This window comes from Nocardia sp. NPDC005998, assembly GCF_040614395.1.
Lineage (GTDB): Bacteria > Actinomycetota > Actinomycetes > Mycobacteriales > Mycobacteriaceae > Nocardia.
Window position 1 is genome coordinate 18,863 of the sequence record NZ_JBEXUI010000040.1, and the last position, 19,335, is coordinate 38,197.

At 67.2% G+C, this 19,335-nt stretch carries 15 protein-coding genes; 4 read left to right on the forward strand and 11 right to left on the reverse strand.

Annotated features, from left to right (window positions below):
* Positions 1-16: 16 nt before the first annotated feature.
* A complete protein-coding gene (locus ABZ293_RS34685) occupies positions 17-820 on the reverse strand; it encodes an ATP-binding cassette domain-containing protein (RefSeq protein ID WP_355187701.1) in 804 nt (267 codons plus the stop codon).
* Between the two features lie 73 nt (positions 821-893).
* A complete protein-coding gene (locus tag ABZ293_RS34690; RefSeq protein WP_355187703.1) occupies positions 894-1,565 on the reverse strand; it encodes an FCD domain-containing protein in 672 nt (223 codons plus the stop codon).
* Between the two features lie 252 nt (positions 1,566-1,817).
* On the opposite strand from ABZ293_RS34690, the gene ABZ293_RS34695 reads away from it, so the two are divergent.
* Both ABZ293_RS34695 and ABZ293_RS34700 read left to right on the forward strand, forming a co-directional pair.
* Positions 1,818-3,491: a 2-isopropylmalate synthase gene (locus tag ABZ293_RS34695; protein WP_355187783.1), complete on the forward strand. Its 1,674-nt coding sequence runs from the start codon at positions 1,818-1,820 to the stop codon at positions 3,489-3,491.
* Positions 3,492-3,563: 72 nt separating this feature from the next.
* A complete protein-coding gene (locus ABZ293_RS34700; protein WP_355187705.1) occupies positions 3,564-5,867 on the forward strand; it encodes a LuxR C-terminal-related transcriptional regulator in 2,304 nt (767 codons plus the stop codon).
* A gap of 6 nt (positions 5,868-5,873) precedes the next feature.
* On the opposite strand, the gene ABZ293_RS34705 is transcribed toward ABZ293_RS34700, so the two are convergent.
* The 5 genes from ABZ293_RS34705 to ABZ293_RS34725 form a co-directional block, all read right to left on the reverse strand.
* Positions 5,874-6,389, reverse strand: a complete 516-nt coding sequence (locus ABZ293_RS34705; protein ID WP_355187707.1) for a DinB family protein — start codon at positions 6,387-6,389, stop codon at positions 5,874-5,876.
* Between the two features lie 90 nt (positions 6,390-6,479).
* The gene (locus ABZ293_RS34710; RefSeq protein WP_355187709.1) at positions 6,480-7,328 is read right to left on the reverse strand and encodes an alpha/beta fold hydrolase; all 849 of its coding nucleotides are present in this window, start codon (positions 7,326-7,328) and stop codon (positions 6,480-6,482) included.
* Positions 7,328-8,548, reverse strand: coding sequence for a 3-hydroxy-9,10-secoandrosta-1,3,5(10)-triene-9,17-dione monooxygenase oxygenase subunit (hsaA, locus tag ABZ293_RS34715; protein WP_355187711.1), 1,221 nt, complete (start codon positions 8,546-8,548; stop codon positions 7,328-7,330). The genes ABZ293_RS34710 and hsaA overlap by 1 nt, the downstream gene beginning before the upstream one ends.
* Before the next feature lie 121 nt (positions 8,549-8,669).
* Positions 8,670-9,374 carry a response regulator transcription factor gene (locus tag ABZ293_RS34720; RefSeq protein WP_355187713.1) on the reverse strand — a complete coding sequence of 235 codons (705 nt, stop codon included), beginning with the start codon at positions 9,372-9,374 and terminating at the stop codon, positions 8,670-8,672.
* A gap of 131 nt (positions 9,375-9,505) precedes the next feature.
* The gene (locus ABZ293_RS34725) at positions 9,506-10,996 is read right to left on the reverse strand and encodes an FAD-dependent oxidoreductase (protein WP_355187715.1); all 1,491 of its coding nucleotides are present in this window, start codon (positions 10,994-10,996) and stop codon (positions 9,506-9,508) included.
* Between the two features lie 169 nt (positions 10,997-11,165).
* Between ABZ293_RS34725 and ABZ293_RS34730 the strand changes: the two genes are divergently transcribed.
* Positions 11,166-13,595: a PEP-utilizing enzyme gene (locus ABZ293_RS34730; RefSeq protein WP_355187716.1), complete on the forward strand. Its 2,430-nt coding sequence runs from the start codon at positions 11,166-11,168 to the stop codon at positions 13,593-13,595.
* A 60-nt stretch (positions 13,596-13,655) separates the two neighbouring features.
* Complete coding sequence (locus ABZ293_RS34735; protein ID WP_355187718.1) at positions 13,656-14,594, forward strand: tyrosine-protein phosphatase; 939 nt, start codon at positions 13,656-13,658, stop codon at positions 14,592-14,594.
* A gap of 79 nt (positions 14,595-14,673) precedes the next feature.
* Here ABZ293_RS34735 and ABZ293_RS34740 read toward each other — a convergent pair whose 3' ends face one another.
* From ABZ293_RS34740 to ABZ293_RS34755, 4 genes are all read right to left on the reverse strand, one after another.
* Positions 14,674-15,303, reverse strand: a complete 630-nt coding sequence (locus ABZ293_RS34740) for a maleylpyruvate isomerase family mycothiol-dependent enzyme (protein ID WP_355187720.1) — start codon at positions 15,301-15,303, stop codon at positions 14,674-14,676.
* A gap of 283 nt (positions 15,304-15,586) precedes the next feature.
* Complete coding sequence (locus ABZ293_RS34745; RefSeq protein WP_355187722.1) at positions 15,587-17,185, reverse strand: hypothetical protein; 1,599 nt, start codon at positions 17,183-17,185, stop codon at positions 15,587-15,589.
* A gap of 129 nt (positions 17,186-17,314) precedes the next feature.
* Entirely contained in the window at positions 17,315-18,727 is a 1,413-nt protein-coding gene (gene xylB / locus ABZ293_RS34750) for a xylulokinase (protein ID WP_355187724.1), read from the reverse strand.
* Positions 18,727-19,314, reverse strand: a complete 588-nt coding sequence (locus tag ABZ293_RS34755; RefSeq protein ID WP_355187726.1) for an alcohol dehydrogenase catalytic domain-containing protein — start codon at positions 19,312-19,314, stop codon at positions 18,727-18,729. Before ABZ293_RS34755 ends, xylB begins: the two co-directional genes overlap by 1 nt.
* Positions 19,315-19,335: the final 21 nt, after the last annotated feature.

A 19,335-nucleotide genomic window follows, 5' to 3' on the forward strand; every position in this document is an offset into this window, starting at 1 on the left:
TTCTTCCGGAACCTGCTCATGCCGGCCAGGCGCGGACCGCGGCACGCGCTGTCCAGCGGCCGCCGTCGTAGCGCACGGTCACTGGGTGGTCGAAGGCGGTGGATACGGTCTGTGTCGTGACCGTATCGACCGCGGGTCCGGCGGCGACCGTGCGCCCACCGGCGATCAGCAGCGCGTGGGTTGTGGTGCTCGGCAGCTCCTCCAAATGATGCGTGACCAGTATCGATGCGACCTCAGGATGGGTTTCGCCGAGCGCGTCGATGGTCTCGAGCAGTTGTTCGCGCGCCGCCACATCGAGTCCGGTGGAGGGCTCGTCGAACAGCAGTAGGCGCGGTTCGGCGATGAGGGCCCGGGCGATCAGGGTTCGGCCGCGTTCGCCCTGCGACAGCGTCGGCCAGATCTCGTCGGCCTTGCCCTCCAGACCGACGGTATCGATCATGGTGTCCGCGCGGCGCAGGTCATCGGGTGTCGGCGTCCAGCGCATCGGGGTGTCGATGGTGGCAGTGAGGCCGGTGAGCACGACCTCGCGGACGGTCAGCGCAGAGCGCAGTGGGTGGCGGGGATTGACATGCCCGATCGAGTGGCGCAATGCGGCGAGGTCGATGCGGCCCATGCGCTGGCCGAGGATATCGACGGTGCCCGAGGTCGGGAAGGTGACCGCGGCGCAGAAGCCGAGCAGGGTGCTCTTACCCGCGCCATTGGGGCCGAGCAGTGCCCAGTGTTGGCCCGCGCGCACGGTCAGCGAGATGCCGTCGATGATCTGTTTGCCCTCGCGGCGGAAGGTGACATCGGTGAGTTGGAGTACGGGGGGTTCGGTCACGGGAGATCTCCGTTCGGGTCGAACGCTGTCGTTTCGGCGATGCGCGCCGTAGTGCAATGCGACCGCCGGGTGATCACGAGAACGCTTGTTTGAGGGTCGTCAGGTGGGAGCGGCTGAATTCGGCTGCGGCACTGGGATTTCGGTGTGCGATCGCATCGGTGAGCCGAATGTGCGCGTCGTGGTCGGCGGGTTCGGACGGGACCGGGCGGATTTTGAGCATGTCGATCATGGCCACCCGCAGCCGGGGCAGGAAGGTGTCGAAGAGTTGGGTCAGCACATCGTTGTGCGCGGCAACGATGACGGCGCGGTGGAAGGCCATATCGGCATCCACATGGTCGGCGATCGGTTCGCCGTGTGCCTCCCGCGCGGCCAGTGCCCGGCGGATGGCGCGCAGATCGCCGGGGGTGCGGCGCTGTGCGGCCAGGGCGGCGGCCTCGGCCTCGATGGCGATGCGGGCCTCGATAACCGCGGCGATGGTGGCGCGGCGCAGTACGACGTCCCATTCCTCGGTGACGTCGAGGGCGGTGACGAAAACCCCGGCGCCCTGACGACTGTCGAGCACGCCCTTGCCGGCCAATTCGCGGATCGCCTCGCGCAGTGTGGATCTGCCGACACCGAGCTGTGCGGCCAAGGTCGTCTCGCCCGGAAGGCGATGTCCCAGTGGCCATTCCCCGTCCCGGATGCGGGTGAGCAGCAGTTCGGCCGCCTGCGCCGCCAGCGGCTGGCGCCGTACCTGCGAGACCATCGCAACCTCTCTACTTGTCTGAGGAGTTGTGTATAGTCTAGCAATCATGCGCACCATGCTTCTGCTCAGCCGCCACGGCGGGGCCTAACGACCGGCCTCCCCACCGTGGGGCTGCGTCGTGGCCGGTCACCTCTCCGTGACGGCCGCGACGGCCAGGAAGCAGTAATCATGAGCACTTTCCCCACCATTGCCACGCCGTCCGGTGCGCTGGCGGCCGATGCCCCGGTGTGGAACCGGCAGCGGCATTCGCGAATGCCCTCGCACCGCTATCGCGATATCTACGATCGCGTGGAAGTGCCACTGACCCAGCGCGATTGGCCCGATGCCCGGCTCACCGATGCGCCGCTGTGGGTGCCGGTCGATCTGCGTGACGGCAACCAGGCGCTGGCCGAGCCGATGGATCCGGTGCGCAAACGGCGGTTCTTCGAACTGTTGGTCGCCATGGGCTACAAGGAGATCGAGGTCGGCTACCCCTCCGCATCGCAGACCGATTTCGACTTCGTCCGGCTGCTCGCCCGCACCGATATCGCGCCGGCGGATGTCGCGATCGTCGTCTTCACCCCGGCCCGCCGCGATCTCATCGAGCGCACGGTGGCGTCGGTGCGCGGCATCCGCAACGAGGTCGTCATCCACATGTACACGGCGACCGCACCAACCTGGCGAAATGTGGTGCTGGACAAGGACACTGCCGAGTTGCGCGAGCTGATCCTGTCCGGCGGGCGTGATGTCCTCGAATTCGCCGGTGACCTGCCGAATGTGCGATTCGAATTCTCGCCCGAGGTCTTCAACCTGACCGAGCCGGATTTCGTACTCGATATCTGTGACCGCATGACGACGCTGTGGGACGCCACGCCGCGGCGCCCGGTGATCCTGAATCTGCCCGCCACCGTGGAGGTCGCGACGCCGAATGTCTATGCCGACCAGATCGAATATATGCACAAGAATCTGGCCAGGCGCGCGAGCGTGATCCTGTCCGTACATCCGCACAACGACCGCGGCACCGGCATCGCGTGTGCGGAACTGGCCGTACTCGCGGGTGCCCAGCGCGTGGAGGGCTGTGTCTTCGGCAATGGTGAACGCACCGGCAATGTCGATATCGCCACCCTGGCGCTGAATCTGCATGCCCAGGGTGTGGATCCGATGATCGACTTCTCCGATATCGATGAGATCCGCCGGACCGTCGAGTACTGCACGCGCATGTCCATCCACGAAAGGCATCCGTACGTAGGCGATCTCGTGCACACCGCGTTCTCCGGCACCCATCAGGACGCGATCAAGAAGGGGATGGCCGAACACCGCGACCGGGCCGCCGCCACCGGGATCGCCGAACACGAACTCGACTGGCGGGTTCCGTATCTGCCGATCGATCCGGCCGATATCGGCCGTAGCTACGACGCGGTCATCCGGGTGAATTCCCAGTCCGGTAAGGGTGGTATCGCGTATCTGCTGCACACCGAATACGGTCTGGATCTGCCACGCCGACTGCAGATCGATTTCGCCCGACACGTCCAGGCACGAGCCGACGACACCGGTCTGGAGATCACCGCCGCCGAACTGTACGAGTTGTTCGAGGCGAGATACCTGGGCACTATGGCGGAGTCGGTCGGTTTGCGGGCATGGCGAACCACCGGCGCGGCGGACGACGCGGTCACCGAGGTCACGCTCACCATCGGCGGCGCGACCGAATTTCGCGGTGTCGGTCCGATCGAGGCGCTCACCGCGGCATTGGCTCGGGTCGGCTATCCGGTCGAGGTGCTCGGCCTGATCCAGCAGTCGATCGGCTCGGGGAACAGCGGCACCGCGATCACCTACCTGGAATACCGCCGCGGCGAGCGCACCGGATGGGCCTGCGGACGCAGTGATTCCGTACTCGCGGCCTCGATGGCCGCGGTCATGCGCGCGGCGAATACGCTGGTGGTCGACTAGCGAACTGGCCGCGAATCCGACATCTCGGTCAAAATGCCCGAGACGGCGGCCACACGTGAAAAGGTATGCAGCGTGGTGCGGCACGAGACAGGGAACCTCCCCGCTGAGGTGACGAGCTTCGTCGGTCGTGGCGCCGAGGTCGCCATGGCGCGCAAGCTGCTGTCCAGCACGCGTGTGCTCACGCTGACCGGGCCGGGTGGCGTCGGCAAGACCCGGCTCGGTCGGCGGGTCGGGGAGGCGGTGCGGCGCGCGTTTCCCGACGGCGTGTGGTTCGTCGAGGTCGCGCATGTGCACGACGGGGAACTGGTGGCGCTGAGCGTCGCGCAGACCTTGGGTCTGCGCGATGACACCCGTTCGCCGGTCGTGAGCCTGACCGACTATCTGGCGGACAAGAGTCTGCTGTTGATCCTGGACAACTGCGAGCACCTGATCGACGCGTGTGCGGCCTTGGTGGACCGGCTGATTCCGGCGACGACGAATGTGCGTATTCTCGCGACCAGCCGCGAACCGCTGGGGGTTTCGGGCGAGCAGGTCATGCCGGTGGCGCCGCTCGCGGTGCCGGAGGTGGACGGGGATGCCCAGGCACCGCACCCGGCGCAGGTCGATAGCGACGCGCTGCGGTTGCTGATCGATCGGGCGGTAGCGGCGAATCCGGACTTCCAGGTCACCGATGCCAATCGCGGGGCGCTCGCGGCGATCTGCCGTCGCCTCGAGGGCATTCCGCTGGCATTGGAACTTGCGGCCTTGCGGTTGCGGATGTTCACCCCGGATCAGGTGCTCGCGCGCCTGGACGATGCGATGCGGCTGCTCACCACCGGGTTGCGGACCGCGCCGGAGCGTCAGCAGACCCTGGAGGCCGCCATTCGGTGGAGCTATGACCTGTGCACACCCGATGAACAGCATCTATGGGAGCAGCTATCGGTGTTCGCCGGCGGCTTCGATCTCGAGGCCGCGGAGGCGGTCTGTATCGTCGATCCGGCCGATGCGCTGCTGGACGCGCTGACCGGGTTGGTCGACAAATCCGTCCTCGGTCATCGCCAGGACGCCGACGGCACCGGCCGGTACACCATGCTCGAGCCGCTGCGCCAGTTCGCCTTGGCGCGCCTGGTCGCGCACGGCGGTGAACGGGCGGTGCGAGTACGCCATCGCGACCACTATCACCGGGTCGCGCAGCGGGGGCGCACCGCGTACTGGGGTAGTGAGGATGTCACCTGGTTCCGCGACGTCACCCGGGAACATCCGAATATGCGTGCGGCACTGCAGTTCTCGCTCGCCGATTCGGACAGCGCACATCGCGCGCTGGAAATCGCGACGGAACTGCGGCCGTTCTGGGAGCACTACCGATTCCTGTTGGAGGGCTATCGCTGGCTGCTGGAGGCCTTGGACAAGGATCTCGACCATACGAAGGATCGGGCGCGGGCACTGGCCGCCGCCTCGGTGATCGCCGCCATGCTCGCCGATCCCGAGACGGCGACCCGATTCGCCGGTGAATGTCTGGAAATCGCCAACGAACTCGATACCGAGGACGTACTCGTCGAACATGCCCTGCTGTCCGCGCTGCTGGCATTCGCCAACGACGATCCGATGCGGGCACTCGATATCGCCGAGGCCGCCTCGGACCGCGCGCGAGCCTGCGCACACCACGGAGTCGAAATGGAGAGCCTGGCATTCGCCTATGTATGCGCGCTGGTGCTGGACGACGAACGCGCGGGTGCCATCGCGGATCGGTTCCTCGCCAAGACGAAGGAGTACGGCTCGCATCTGCTCGGCGGGTTGGGCTATTGGGCGGTCGGGACCTACCACTGGCGAGAAGGTGCGCAAGACAAGGCCATAAAGGATCTGCGCAAGGCGGTCGAGCTGTTCAGTCTGTTCGACCGGTGCGTGTGGACGGCCTCCGGATTCGACGGGCTGGCGTGGGCGGCGACCGCCGATGGCGATCTGCAGCGGGCGGCGCGGTTGATGGGTGCCGCATCGACGGTGCGGCGCGGCAGTACCCAGCGGCTCGCCCATGAGATGACCGAGGTCGTCGGCGATAAGGTGCGTCTGCAGGTGCGCGATGCGATGGGCGAGAGGGAGTTTCGCACCGCCTTCGACGCGGGCGCGGCCCTTGGGCTGGAGGATGCGGTCGGCTATGCCCTCGGCACCGAGCCGCGTCCGGCCGCGCAACCGGTGAAATCCGTTGCGGCAGACGTTCTTACCCGTCGTGAGCGGGATGTGGCGCGGTTGGTCGCGGCGGGCTACAGCAATAAGAACATCGCGAGCGAACTGGTGATTTCGATCCGGACCGCGGAGAGCCACGTCGATCACATACTCACCAAACTCGGCTTCACCTCGCGCACCCAGATCGCCGGGTGGGTCAGCCACAATCAGCTCTGAGCCGGTTCAGTCACCGGTCGCGCCGTCGATGCGTTCGCGCAGAAAATCGGCGTGACCATTGTGTCGCGCGTATTCCTCGATCATGTGCACATAGACCCAGCGCAGGTTGTATTCGGTGGCGCGATAGCTGAAGACGTGCTCGAGCGGCAGGTCGGCGACGGCGGCGTCGGCCAGTTCGATTTCGGACCGCAGCGCCGCGAGATCCGCGGCGGCGTCGGCATCGGCGATATCGTCGAGATCGCCGTCGGGGTTGCCCTCGCTGCAGTAGAGATAGTCCAGCGATGCACCACAGGCGGCGATGCGGAACCAGCCGCGTTCGCATTCGGTGAGATGGCGGACCAGGCCGAGCAGCGAGAGCGTCGACGGTGCGACACATCGACGTTTCAACTGCTCGGCCGCTAGTCCGGCGCATTTCCACTGTAGGGTCCGACGGTGCAGGTCGAGCCATGATTGCAGCATGATCCGCTCGTCGGCAATCAGCGGCGGCTTGGTTCTAGTGATTTCGGGTGCGGTCCATGTCACGGGGCGACTCTAACGCCGGACCCGCGACCGATGCCCCCGAATTCCCGCAACGTCGACCGGACACCATGCTGGTGACGCTGCGGTAGGGCGCTACAGACCTGAGGTCAGGAAATCGATGACCGCACGCTCGAACGCGTCCTTGCGTTCGATCTGCACCCAATGTCCGCACCGTCCGAACAGCCGCAGATCGGCACGGGGCAGCTGACGCGACGGCAGCAGCGCGCCCTCGACCGGGGTGACCCGATCATCGCGACCCCACAGCATCAACACCTCGTGGCGCAGTGCGCGCAGCCGCGCCCACAGCGGAACCGCCTCCGCGAAAGCGGGATTCGCGAAGGTCGCATAGGCGTCGCGGATAGCCGCGATGGCGGCCGGATCCGCGGCCGTGGCCAATCGGTTGTCGACGAGTTCATCGGTGAGCACCGCGTCGTCGAACACCATGGTCCGCAGCCAGGCCAGCACCCGCTCCCGGGTGGGTTCGGCGGTGAAGTCGAGCAACCGCCGAATCCCCTCGGACGGTTCGGGTCCCAGCACATTGACCCCGACGCCGCCGGGCGCCATGAGCACCAGCCGATCGACCCGCTGACCGTGTTCGAGCGCCACCAGCGTCGCCACCGCGCCGCCCATGGAGTTGCCGAGCAGGTGCACGCTGGGCAGGGCGAGCTGATCGAGCAGCCCGACCACCGCATCGGCGGAGATGCGCAGGTAGTTGCGCTCGTACACCTCGGGGCGCTCGCTCGCGCCGAAACCCGGCTGGTCCAGGATCAGGCAGCGGAAATGCTGGGCGAGTACGGGCAGGTTCGCACCGAAGTTGGCCCAACCCGACACACCGGGACCGGATCCGTGCAGCAGCACCAGCGGTGGACCCGAACCCGCCTCGTGATAGCGAAGTTTCAGCCCGTCGACGGTGATATGGCGACTGGTATCCGCCGCGTCCATCAGACCATCCGATCTTCGACCGGCAGTCCGAATTCACCGCGGCCGAACATGGCCAGGGCCCGTTCGACATCGTTGATCACGTGCACACTGCCCGCGTGTGCGTCGCGCCAGTGTCGTTCGATCGGATTGGGTTTGCGGATCGAGTGCCCACCGGAGTTGTCGAACAGCAATTCGATGGCCTGGATCGCGCGCTCGGTGCCGCGCACCTGATCGCGCCGGGTGCGCAGCCGGACCTCGTACGGAATCTCTTCGCCCGCTTCGGCATAACGCAATTGTTCGGAGATATTGTGCTCCATCTGCAGGATGGCCGCGTCGATCTCCGAACCCGCGCGGGCGACCCGCACATGCGCGAATCCGTCCTCGGCGACCTTCTGCCCGCCGTAGGACAGCCGCACCCGTTCGCGCATCCGCTCGATATGCGCCTCGTAGGCGCCCTGTGCGGCGCCGATAATGGGCGCGGTAATGGTGTTGGAGAACACACCTGCGAACGGAATCTTGTACAGCGCAGCGGGATTGGCCTCCTGGCCCGGTCCGCGCAGCTGCGATTGTTCGGTGGCGCTGTAGGCGCGGTGATGCGGTACGAAGGCCTTCTCGATGACGATATCGTTGCTGCCGGTGCCGGACAGGCCGACCACATGCCAGACGTCATCGATCTGATAGTCCTTGCGCGGCACCAGGATTGTCAGATAGTCCTTGGGATTGCCGTGCTCATCCGGTGCGAGTGCGCCGAGGAACGCCCATTGGGCGTGATCGCAGCCGGAGGAGAAACTCCACCGTCCGCTGACCTCATAACCGCCTTCAACCGGGGTGAGGCGGCCGGTCGGTGCATAGGACGAGGAGATGAGCGTATCGGAGTCCAGACCCCACACCTCCTCCTGCGCCGCCAGCGGAAACAGCGCGAGCTGCCACGGGTGCACGCCGAGCACCGATGACACCCAGCCGGTGGACGGGCACGCCGATGCGATCGCGCGAATGACCTCGTAGAACGCCACCGGCGAGGCTTCCTCACCACCGAAGCGGGACGGCTGCAGCATGCGGAACACCCCCGCCTCGGTCAGTTCCCGGATGCTCGCCACGGGAACCCGCCGCGCCAGATCGGTCTCCGCGGCCCGCTCCCGAATCGCCGGGAGCAGATCCCGGACCCGATCGAGCACCTTATTGGGCCCACCCGTCACCCGGCCACCACCCCTCATCGAATCGCTGCGCGATGCTGAGCTCATGCGGGACTCCTCCTGTGTTCCTGGGTTCGCCGAACGGCGCCGTGGTTTCGACGCTATGGCGACCGCGGCGGCAACGCGGGGAGCAGTCCCGGTGATCGGAATACCGGGCAGGAGTGCTGCGCTATACCGCTTTCAGGAGCTTCGCCGCTTCGGCGGTCTCGTAGGGGTCCGGACCCCATCGGTAGCCGTAGCCGCGGATATTCGTGATCAGTTCGGGGCGGTCCAGTTTGGCGCGCAATGCGGCCATATGCACGTAGAGCTTGCGCGATACGGCGAGCAGCGAATCGCCCCAGACGCAATCCATCAACTGTTCCCGGCTCACCGCGATGCCGGGCCGCTCGACCAGCACCCGCAACAGCTCGAACTCCAGCCGGGTGAGTGGAACCAGCTCCCCGGCCACCTCGACCCGCCGCGCCGCCAGATCCACCCGGACGTCATCGCTGACGACCGTCTTACCGCGCGCGACGGTGGCGACGCCGACCCGGCGCGTCACCGCTTCCAGCCGGGCCGCCAATTCGGCGACACGCGCCGGTTTCACGATGTAATCGTCTGCGCCGCTGTGCAATCCGAGCACGATCGAACGCTCGTCGGCCTGATCGCCGAGAATCACCACCGGCATCGAGCTGACCTCGCGCAGTTTGCGCAGCACCTGCAGGCCGTCCATATCCGGCAGTTCGAGGCCGAGGATGACGGCGTGATAGCCGTGGTGGGCCAGTAGCAGGTCGGCGCCGCGGTGTTTGCGATCGACCTGATGGCCGTGCAGTTCGAGCGCCTCCGCTAGGGCGTCGCCGCCTTGGGCGTCATCGTCGATCATGATAAGCCGCATCCGTCTCACCTTCCCGCACCGTCCCGCCGAAGAGCAGCGATTCTGCATCGTCGCCGCAGATGACGCCGTGTGCAAAGTGATTGCTTCCATTCTTGGGAAGAAAAGGTGGACGAACTCACCTGGACGGATGATCAGGTGTGAGCTTTGTTGCGCGCTGCGGCGGCTCCGGCCTTGCGGCCGAAGAAGGTGCCGTCGCCGAGCGAGGTGCCGCTGATATAGCCCTCGCCGTGCAAGCCGGAGCTGGCTCGGCCCGCGGCGAAGAGATTGGGGATGGGGCTGCCGTTGAGATCGAGGACCTGGCCGTCGAGGGTGGTGTGCAGCCCGCCGAGGGTGAATACGGAGGCTCCGGTGCCGCGGCGATCACCGGACTCCGAGGGAGGACGCACGCCCGCTCTGATATCGATGGCGGCCAGCGGCGGCGTCAGCGGGCGCAGCCAACGCTGCGCCTTGTGGAAGTCGGGATCGGTTCCGCGCGAAGCGAATTCGTTGTAGCGGGTGATGCTGGCGGCGAGTGCACCCGGCGGCAGGGCCACCAGTTCGTCGAGTTCGTCGACCGACTCGGCGACATGGGTCGGGCGCACACCCCAGCGCTCGCGCTCGGGCACCTCCTCGTAGCCCTGCTCGTCGAGCACTACCCATACGTTCATATCCTGGCGGAACAGCGCGGCCTGGCCGATGCGGCCGGGATAGGTGTCCTCGTTGACGAAGCGCTGGCCGCGATTGTTGACAATGATGCCGCGTGCCGCGAAGCCGGGGATCAACGAGGCACCGACCTGACCGGCCGACATATGCCGCACGGCGGCGCCAGCGGCCTGCGCGATCCGGATGCCGCTGCCATCATCGGTGCCAGCGCTCACCTTGGTATGGCCGAGCAGCCGGGGCGCGTGGGCGGCGAGCATATCGTCGTTATCGATGAAGCCGCCGGTGCTGAGCACACAGCCACGGCGCGCCCGAATGGTGAGTTCGCGGCCGTAGCGACGGGCCACGACACCGACCACCGCACCGTCGGCATCCAGGATCAGATTCGTCACATAGGTGTCGTATTGTGCTGTCACACCGACGGATTCGGTGGCATGCACCAGGCAGTCCAGCAATAGCTTGCCGCCGAAATCATTGGCGGTCGGCCGGTGGCCACGCGGGGCCGGGGTGGCGAGTTCGGTAAAGGGCCAACTGTTCTCGCCGAGCCACATCAGCCCGTCATCGGTGGGCGGCACCCAGGCGGGCGCGTCCCAGAGACTCGGTTTGAACGGCACACCCCGATCGACGAGCCAGTGGAAATGTTCGACACTGTGCTCGCTGTAGTGCGCGATCTTCTGCTGGTCTGCGCCCGGTCCGAGCGCGGCCACCAGGAATGCCGCCATCTGCTCGGGGCTGTCGTCGAATCCGCACGCCCGCTGAATCGGCGTACCGCCACCGAGGTAGATCTCACCACCCGACATTGCCGATGCGCCGCCCGGCCCACCGGCCCGATCGACCACCAGCACCTCGGCTCCCGCGGTCGCCGCCTCGTGGGCGGCGCAGGCCCCCGCACAGCCGTATCCGACAATGAGCACGTCGGTCTCGATGTCGTAGGACTTCACCTCGGACGCCGCGCGTGGCGCGACCGGATTGCGGACCGTCATGGCCTCGAGGTTGCGCTGGCCGACCAGGTGGCGGAAACGATGATCTCGGTGGTCGAGTCGGATGCTCCCGGTCAGTGGGACTGGAACCGGTCGCCGAGCCCCGCACTCGCGATGGTGTGTGAACGGCGTCACGTTTGCCTGTTCCGGCGCCAGTGAGGAGAGGAAATCGATGCGGGTTCTGGTCACCGGAATCACCGAGCCGAGCGGTCGCGCGGTGGCGCGCATGCTGTTGGCCGCCGGACACGAAGTGGCCGGACTGGACCAGCGGTGGCATCGCGGCATCGATCCGCGGGTGCAGTTCACGGCCGGAGATCCCGCGAACCGCGCGGCCTGCGCGCAAGCGGTCGAGGGCTGCGCGAGCGTCGTGCATCTGGCCCGACGTGGCATCGCCGAGGTCGCCGCTGCGGCACGCAATGCCGGTGCGCGCGTGGTGGTTCCGGTGATCGCGGGTGCGCGCTCGGCGCGGCGATCCGAGGTCGAGGCCGCAGTGCGGGGTGCGGACGGTGTGCTGGTGCGCACCGCGCCGATAGCGGGCCGCCGGATCGATCACGAAACCCGCCGCGCACTGGAGCCGATCCTCGGTTCGAAATCCGCGGACGGGTTCCAGCTGCTGCACAGCGATGACCTGGACCGCTTCCTGGTACTGGCCGCCACCGCACTGCCGCCCGGCGGGGCGGATGGGCTGGAGATCGTCGAGCTCGCGGCCTCGGGAGTGGTCACCACTGCGGAAGTGCGCCGCATGTTGCGCGAAGCGGGCGTGCGGTACCCGTCCCGGGTGCCCGGCCGGTCCGGCCCGCAGCAGCTGTTGGATCCGACTGTCGCACAGGAGAAATGGGGCTTCCGCTGCGGCTGGACCGCCCGCGAGGTGATCGCCGATCTGATGCGCGGCATGATCGGCCGCAAGCCCGACGGCGCCGGGTTCCGCACCCGTCGCGGCGCTATCCCGTTGCCGTCGCATGTGATTCCCGCCCGTGCCGCCACCTCTGACAACCACCCGCTGGCCGATATCGCGCCCGACGGGCTGGAGGGTGAGTTCGACGATCGGGTCGACGAGCGCTATCCGGTGCACACCGCAACCAATACCTCCGAGGCGCTGCCCGGCCCGCTGACCCCGCTGACCATCGACCTGCAGGCCGGTGCGATCCGCCTCAGCAACGAGGCCATGGGCGAGATGATCGCGCTCGACGGAATCGCCTTGGAGCACTGGACGAGTCGGGTCACCACCGTCCTCGGCCATCACATCTACATCAATGCCTCGATCGGTGTGCTGGCCGCGGAGAATATGCCGGGCTGGGACGAGGAGAGCATCCGTCGCGATGCCTACGGCAATATTCCGGCCGAGATCGCCCTACAGCCGCACGGAAAGCCGCCGATGCCGACCGGGCTCGCCAGCTCCCTGGCGACGGCGCGCGCGACCTCCCGTGTCATTGCCACCGCGCGCCGCTTCGCGAAGACGGCGGAGCTGATCAATGCCGCTTCGCATGCGGAAGCGTTGAGTGCCAGCGATATTCGCGCACTCACCGATGAACAGCTGCACGTGCGCGCCCTGCTCTGGCGCGATCGCCTGCACCAGGCCTGGCAGGCCGCGGCGATCGGCGTGATGATGACCGGCGCCGCCACCGCCATCCATGCGCGCGGCAAGGACGCGGGCGAGGTTCCCATCGACCTGAACCGTTTGGAATCGGCCAAACCCATGCTCGCGGTGGAGCGACTGGCCGAATTGTGCCGTGCCGACGCGGATCTCGCCGAGGTGGCGCGCGCCGGCGATATCGCCGCGGCACGGGCGATATCGCCCGCCTTCGCGGCGGCGCTCGACGAGGAGCTGGTACGGATCGGCCACCGCGGTCCCGGCGAATGCGAGCTGATCAATCCGACCTTCGGTGACCGGCCCGCACTTCTGGTGAGCGCTGCCGCCCGCGCCGCACAAATGCCCGCGCCCAAGCGCGAACCCGTGGATCCGTCGCCGAGCCGCACCGCGCGAATGGCGGCTGGAGCCACCGTTGCGCGGGAACGAGCGCGCGATGGCGTCGTCCGGATCACCCACTGTCTGCGACTGGCCGTGCGCGAGCAGGCGGATCGGCTGGTTCGCGCCGGTCGGCTGGGTGAGCTCGATGACGCCTGCTACCTGACGCTGGACGAAATCTTCTGCCTCCCGGCCGATGCGGCCGACAAGGTCGCCCGCAGGCGCGCCGAACGGCTTCGGCTGCAGGCCATCCGGATGCCGGATGTCATTGCCGGACACTGGGAACCGGTCGCCGAGGCGGCCGCGCTCACCGCCGACGAGAGCCTGACCGGCATCGGTGTCTGCCCCGGTGTGGTGGAGGGCCGGGTGAAGCTGGTGCTGTCGCTGGACGACGATATCGAGCCCGGTGACATTCTGGTCGCCGCCGTGACCGATACCGGGCACACCGCCATGTTCGCCTACGCCGCCGCGGTGATCACCGATATCGGCGGCTCCGCTTCGCATGCCGCGATCGTCGCTCGCGAGTTCGGCATTCCGTGTGTCGTCGATACCAAGACCGCCACCACCCAGCTCGCCGATGGTCAGCGCGTGCGCGTGGACGGTGCGGCCGGGACGGTCACCCTGCTCGCCGACTGAGCCCGGCTCGAAGCTTGGGCCGCGGACCTCTTGCGGCCCATGATGAAAGGAACACCCCTCGTGAAGAATTCGCGCGCTTACCGCGGCGCTGTCGCGGCCGCCGCCGCAGTGCTCGTCGGCGTCCTCCCGGCGCTGGCCGGTCCGGCATCGGCGGGTCCGGCAATATCGGGTCCGGCCGCGCCCGTCCTGCTCTCCCCGGGCCAGGCCGATCGGCCGCTGGGTCTGGCGCATGCGCCGAATGCCCGCGATATCGGCGGCTATCCGGCCAAGGGCGGCAGCAAGCTCATGACCGGCGTCGTCTACCGCTCCGACGCGCTGGCCAAACTCGATGCGAGCGACCAGCAGAAACTGGTGTCGTTCAATATCAGTCAGGTCATCGACTTCCGCAGCCCGACCGAAACCGGTCGCGATCCGGATAAGCTCCCGGCCGCCATTCGCCGCACCGAGCAGCCGGTCTACGATCCCGCCAATGACTTCTACCTCATGGTGACGCGACTGATCCAGGCCGGACCGGCCGCGCAGCAGGAGGCGCTCGGCGGCGGCAAGGCCGCCCAGATCATGCGCGATTACTACGGCTGGTTCGTCTCGAATCCGTCCGCACGCGCCCAATTCGCGCAGGCGTTCAAGGATATTGCGACCGCGCAGGGTGCGGTGCTGTACCACTGCACAGCGGGCAAGGACCGCACCGGCTGGATGACCGCGATCCTGATGAGCGCACTGGATGTGCCGAAGGGGCAGATCTACAGCGACTTCCTGGATTCCAATGACAATCTGGCGGCCGGGAACAAGGCGCTGCTCGATGGGCTCGTCGCCCAGGGCCTGGTGACCGATCGCGCACTGTGGGAACCCATTCTCGGTGTGCAGCGCGACTTCCTGGACGCGGCCTTCGATCAGGTCCAGACGTCGTACGGGTCGTTCGACCGATTCCTTAGTGACGGTCTCGGGGTCGACGCTGCGACGCTCGACGCGCTGCGGGCGAAGCTGCTCACCAAGGACTGAGCCGCGGATGCCGTTGCTGGACACGGTGATCCAGCACGTGCCGGTGTCGCCGCGACGGCAACACCGGCACTCTCGCGGCCTACTCGGACGCGGTGAATCGCGCGGCCGCGTCGCCGCGCACACTCCCCGCGGGCAGTGTCCGCCCACACAACACCAGCAGCAGATCCTGAGCCGAGCCCGCGAGTACCGACCCGGTGCCGTAACTGAAGTCGAGATCGTCGGCCCGCAATTCGATCCCGTCCAGATCGACGCCGAAATACTTGACACTGCGCGGCGAGAGTGCGCCGAGCACCAAACGCATCCGATCCGCCGGAACCACCCGGTCCAGCCCCAACGCGACGGTGATATCCAAGCCGTGAATGACGTCATGACTCAGCGCACCCGCGAACCCGCCACCCGGCGGCTTCCACGGATGAGTCACGTTATCCCGCACCGCGGCTGTCAGGTCATCGGCCGTGAGCACCGAGGCGTCGGCTCGTGCTGTCTTATCCGCCATCTTGTTGAAATTCCCACGAGCCTTGAGCATTTCGAGTGCGAATCTCGGTGTGGTCAGCCGAAACGGCATGGTGATATGCGCGACGACCTCCCGCACCCGCCACCCCGCGCACAATGTCGCTTCATCCCACTGCCCGGCGTCCAGCCCACCGAGCAGATCCGCCAACTCACCCCGCTCGGCCTCGATCGCCTTACGCACCTCGGTATCTGTCATCGAGCCTCCTCCGCCCGTCCATACGGTCCGTTCATGACCTGAGACGGAACTGCGCCCGGAAACTCATCGGTTGGCGTTTCGCTGGGCGGTGCGGAAGGTGCCCGCCTGGATGGTGGTGCCGAAACCCGGGGCGAATTCGGCGTATTCGTAGAGGAGACGGCCGCCGACGATGGTGGCGGCGACGGCGCGGTCATCTCAGCACCTCGCATCCACTCGGGTATCCGGTACTACCGGTACCTCCTACGTGGTCGCACGGGCCAGAGGGCTCCCATGAAAACAAATATCAGGCGACCTTGAGTCCGGCATAGGTGGCCGCCAGCAGTCCGCCGACGATACCGAGGCCGAGCAGCGGGCCGAGCGTGGCGACGGTGAGGCAGCCAAGGCCGATCAGCGCCGCACCGGTCAGCGAGGTCACCATGGGAGCGGAACGCGACATCAGCCCGAAGAACTCGGTGGGCTCGGTGTGCTCGGGTTCGCAGGGCGGTTCGCCGTCGTGGACGAAACCGACCACACCGGGCAGCCGCCGGTTCACCAGGGCCGCACCGTGCCCGCCCTTGATGTAGCGCACCTGCAGCGTGCCGGGCGGAACGGAGTCGAATCCGGTGAATCCGCCGACACCGACATCGCGCATACCGAGCCCACGCAGGGCGCTGCACAGCCAGGCGACCGGTTTATCGGCGCTCGCGCACACATTGACCAGTGTGCGGATCTGCCCGTTGTCGGCGCATTTCACCCAGTCGAATTCGCGGGGCAGCACACTGCCCGCCAGGAAGACATTGTGGAATTCCAGCGCCGGAATCTGCTCCAGCGATTGTCCGAACAAATAGGTGCCGTTGCTGTGGCCGACGAAGTGGAACGGAACGTCGGGATGCCGGGCCCGATAGTAGCTGTACTGATCGGCGAACCAGCGCAGATTGCGGCGCCGGGTGAACGGCAACGCGAAGTCGTAGGCCGACAGCCGCCCGTACGACGGGGTCACCACCAGCACGTCCTTCTCGAACTCGTGCAGTTTGGACTCGAGTTGGGTCGGCCATTCACCATTGCCGGACCGAATTCCGTGCAGTGCGAACACAACCGACTTGATGGTTGCCTCGTGCTCGGGCAGTGGGCTCGGATCGGTAGCGGCGACATCCTCGGTAATGGCCCAGCGCAGGATGTCGTAGCGCTGCCCGGTGTAGTCCTCGCGGACCTTGCGTCCGGTGCACGCGATATCGCCGTGCGTCGAATTGGGCATCAACTTCTGTACGCCGGTGGGCAGCGATTCCAGATCGCGGCTGTCCTCGCGGTCCACCGCCCAATCATTCGTGGCGCGCACCTGCACGACGGTCGGCGCCTTTTTGCCGAGATCGGATATTTCGCGCAGCCATCGGATGCGCAGGTTGGTGATGAACGGTGTGCCGCAGAGCAGGTCGAGCACGGTGAACGTCCGCAGCAGCGGCGCCAGCAGCTTCGCCGCCATCCGGCACGGCCATGGCGCGCGGTTGAGATCTATGCCGCGGTTCGGCGCGGCCAGCAGCACGATGCGGGTGACCGCATCGGCCCAGGCCAATTGCGGGCCGTCGAGACCGCGCAGTGCCTGTAGGAAGGCGTAGCGGAGCATGACGCCGCCGATGCTGTGTCCGATGAGGACGATCTCCGAGGTCCGGCGCGGTCCGCTCCAGTACGCGTCGATGCGATCGGCGAGATCGCGGCAGCGTGCGGTCAGACTGCCCCGGCTCAGCCGGGTGACCGGCTCCGGGAACTGCCAGTAGACGGCCTCGTCGGGCCCGTATCCCGGCTCGTGTCGCAGCTTGTTGAACAGGTCCTTGGCCGCGTGCGGCGGTTCGGAAAGACCGGCGACGTAGACGACGAGCCGACGTCGCGGCGGGTGCGCGGATTCCATGATGATCCCCCGGGTACGGTGCCGCCGATCCTCACTCGACAGCAGTCGGAAAATGCTTGTACTACAACATCGCGAATTCGGCCACCTGCGTTTCGCGCGCTGTGGTATTTGCGCTGCTAGGCGGCGTTCTCATCGAGCGAAGACGGTCCGTTGTGCGCGCTCGTACTCGGCTCGGATGCGCCGACCGATCGCCCCGCCGTCGCCGGATACGTGAACCTCGGCGGCGGTGCGTGCGGTCCACTGCGGTGGCCGCTCCGAGCCGCCGAGGGCCCATGCCGCCTGCCGGGCGGCTCCGAGCGCAACGTACTCGTTCGGCTCGGGCACGATAACCGTGACCCCGATGATCTGGGCGGCGAGTTCGGCGACCAGACGGGAGCGGGCCGCACCGCCGATGAGCAGTACGCGGTGGATCGGTATTCCGATGGCGCGCAGGCGGTCGAGCGCGTCGGCCATATTGCAGAGCATGCCCTCGAACGCCGCGCGGGCAATATGGCTGGGGCGCAGGGTTTCCGGTCGCAGACCGTGCAGACTGCCGGTGGCGTGCGGCAGATTCGGGGTGCGTTCCCCGGACAGGTAGGGCAGGAATACCACCCCTTCCGCGCCCGGGGGTGCCTGGCGCGCAAGGGTTTCCAACCCGGGCAGGTCCACGCCGAGCAGGGCGGCGGTGGAATCCAGTATCCGGGCGGCATTGAGCGTGCAGACCAGCGGCAGGAAAGCGCCGGTCGCATCGGCGAATCCGGCGATTGCTCCGGCGGCGTCGGCGCTGGGCGCTGCGGCCCGGGTGTAGACCGTGCCGCTGGTGCCCAGTGACATCACGACGTCACCGTACTCGATGCCCAACCCGAGTGCGGCGCCGGCATTGTCACCGGTGCCCGCCGCGACCAGCGCGCCGGTGGGGGTGCGTCCGACCACTTCGGCCGGTCCGGCGACGCGGGGGAGTTCCGGCGTGCGGCCCCGGAAAGCAAGCGCCAGGAGGTCTTTGCGATAGGCCCCGGTTGCGGGCGACCAGTAGCCGGTGCCCGACGCCTCGCCGCGGTCGGTGGTCGGTTCGACCGTGCGATCGGATGGCCCACCTCGCAGCCGCCAGGTGAGATAGTCGTGTGGCAGCAGCACGCGGTGTGTCTGGTCGGCGTGTGTGGGTTCCTGATCGGCCAGCCAGCGCAGTTTGGCGACGATGAACGCGGCCAGCGGCACACTGCCGACGGCATCGGCCCATGCCTGCGGGCCGCCGAGTTCGGCGATCAACTCCTCGGCCGCGTGTGCCGAGCGAATATCGTTCCACAGCAACGCATCCCGTACCGGCCGGCCGTCGGCGTCGAGTGCGACCAGCCCCTGTTGCTGACCCGCCACCGCCACTGCATCGGCCCGATCGAGCAATCCGTCGCCCGCCGAACACAGTGCCTGCCACCAGGATTCCGCGGAAACCTCGGTGCCATCCGGGTGCGGGGCGTATGCCTGCGCCAAGATCTCGCCGGTATCGGCATCACAGCGAACGACCTTGCAGGATTGGGTGGAGCTGTCGACTCCGACGACGGTGGCCATCAGGCGGACACCCCGCCGGAATCCCGATCCGGTCGAATCTGGATCTTGCGACCGGTGCCGTCACGGAAAGTCTGTAGCGCATCGGCGAATTCGGGCAAACCGAAGCCGTGGGTGATCATGGTGTCGGCATCGATCACCCCCTTGCCCATCAGTTCGACCGCGCGCCCGAAACTGTGCAGCACCGCCATCGAACCCACGATGGTGATCTCGTCGTGGTAGATCCGAAACGGCGAAATCGATGCGGTCGCCGCCCCCGGCGCCACGCCGAACTGCTGGAACACCCCGCCTCGGCGCACCCGTCCGAGCCCATCCTCGATGGCGGCGATCGCGCCGGTGCAGTCGATGACCACCTCCCAGCCCTGCGGGCGGTCGAATTCGTCGGCGGTGGTCGCGGTGGCACCGGCGAACTCGTGGCCCGGCACGATCGGATAGGGCGTCGGCGGGAACTCGCCGTCGACAATGTGCACATCGGTACCGCAGATTCCGACCGCGTCCACCCGGACCACGACCTGGCCGGGACCGGGTGTCGGATCCGGCACCGTCCGCACCGAGAAATTCCCTGGCGTCTCGATCACGACCGCACGCATAGCACTACCTTGCACCCGGAC